This window comes from Dyella sp. (genome assembly GCF_036384435.1).
Classification (GTDB): domain Bacteria; phylum Pseudomonadota; class Gammaproteobacteria; order Xanthomonadales; family Rhodanobacteraceae; genus GSA-30.
In genome coordinates, this window is the sequence record NZ_DASVMI010000203.1 from 1 (window position 1) to 1,699 (window position 1,699).

Sequence of the window (1,699 nt, forward strand, 5' to 3'; positions counted from 1 at the left end):
TGTCGCTAACCTGGCGCTCAACCTCGCTCCCTTCGGTCGCTGGACGGCGCTAAAGCGCCGCCGGTTAGCTCTACTACATGGACTCCCCCTATCATGCAAAGCATCCGGATGTTGATTCGGTATAAGACTGCGGCTCTACATACGGCCTGTTTGCGGGCATTGCCCTGGCCTTGATGAAATGCGCTTGGGTGCGGGTCTCATTCGTTAGTCGGCCTTTGCGGCCATTAAGCTAAACAGACTTTTGCACCCCGGTCTGACCTCTCGTCATCCATTGCCTGTGCAGTGATTCGGCGGGCTTGCTCCTTTACCTTGCAGACGGTTCCGTCTGCATTCGGTTGATCTTTTTGCTGCATGTGCTCAGGTGGTCTGGCCTGCCGGCGTGATTCGGTAGGACTCGCCTCGCACGAGCATCGCCCACACGATGCGGGCGTTCTTAGCGGCCAGCGCCACCGCCGCACGCTTGTAACCGCGGCGAGCGACCAGCTCGCGCAGCCAGCAGCTGGTGCGGTCCTGCTTGTCCTTGAGCGCGGCGAGTACGGCGCGGGTGCCGTGAATGAGCAGGGTGCGCAGGTATTTGTCGCCCTGCTTGGTGATGCGCCCCAGCCGGGTCTTGCCGCCGGTGCTGTATTGCCGGGGAACCAGGCCCAGCCAGGCGGCGAGCTGTCGGCCGTTGTCGAACTGTTTGGGGTCGGCGATGCTGGCGACGAGCGCGGTGGCGGTGACCGCACCCACGCCGGGCAAGCTCATCAGGCGCCGGGCGGATTCGCTGTGGCGCGCGAGGTTCTCGATCTCGCGGTCGTAGGCGAGGATCTGCTGGTTGAGTTGCAGGATGCGCTGGTGGATATCGTGCAGCAGCCGTCGCGCCAGGCCGGGCAGGCCGTTCTCCGCGTCTTCGAGGATGTCGGGAATGTGGTGCTGGGCGGGGTAACGCCCTTTGGGCATGACGAGGCCGAATTCGGCGAGCAAGCCGCGCAGCTGGTTGATCTGGGCGGTACGCTCGGCCACGACGGCGCCGCGGATACGGTGCAGGCTCAAGCCGGCTTGCTGCTCGACGGATTTGATGGGAACGAAGCGCATGGCAGGGCGGCTGACGGCTTCGCAGATGGCTTCGGCGTCGTTGCCGTCATTCTTGCCGCTCTTGCGGTAGGGGATGACAAAACGGGGAGCGATAATGCGGGCATCGTGCCCCAGGCTGCGCAGGGCCCGCGCCCAATGGTGGGCGCCGCTGCAGGCTTCCATGCCGATGATGCAGGACGGCAGGTTGGCGAAGCATTCGAGCAGTTTGCTGCGTGATACGGTCTTCTTCAGCACGACCTTGCCATGGGCATCCACGCCATGCACACTGAATACGTTCTTGGCCAGGTCAATTCCCACGGTAGTAACATTCATGACGGACTCTCCTCCTCTTTCGATTGATCGGTACTCCACCATTCAATCTGGCACATACGATGCCGTCGGGGGCGGGGGAGTCCATTTCATTCGTTGGGCACATCAATGCTGATACTTCAAACGGTGCTTTTGTCGATTGTGTCAGGGGCCATCGTTTATATTGCTGTTAAGTTTTATGTAGTGATCCTTTCGGCCATTGCTATAAAGCCCTGGCCAGCCTTTGTCCGTCAAATTTCCAGCACTCTTATCTATCTGGCACTGATACCGGTAATCTTTTCACCCCTTATGCTCCTGTTCTATGTGCCCGGGG

General features: G+C 60.6%; 2 protein-coding genes. One reads left to right on the forward strand and one right to left on the reverse strand.

The features are described 5' to 3' along the window. Positions 1 to 357 precede the first annotated feature (357 nt). On the reverse strand, positions 358 to 1,389 hold the full coding sequence (locus tag VF436_RS21395; protein WP_330906090.1) for an IS110 family transposase: 1,032 nt from the start codon (positions 1,387 to 1,389) through the stop codon (positions 358 to 360). A gap of 105 nt (positions 1,390 to 1,494) precedes the next feature. Between VF436_RS21395 and VF436_RS21400 the strand changes: the two genes are divergently transcribed. Beyond that, positions 1,495 to 1,699 (forward strand): hypothetical protein (locus VF436_RS21400; protein WP_330906091.1); only part of this gene is annotated, 205 nt, incomplete at its 3' end.

Coding starts and splice junctions, on each gene's coding strand:
- VF436_RS21395 (WP_330906090.1), bottom strand. CDS start 1,389: ATGAATGTTACTACCGTGGGAATTGACCTGGCCAAGAACGTATTCAGT.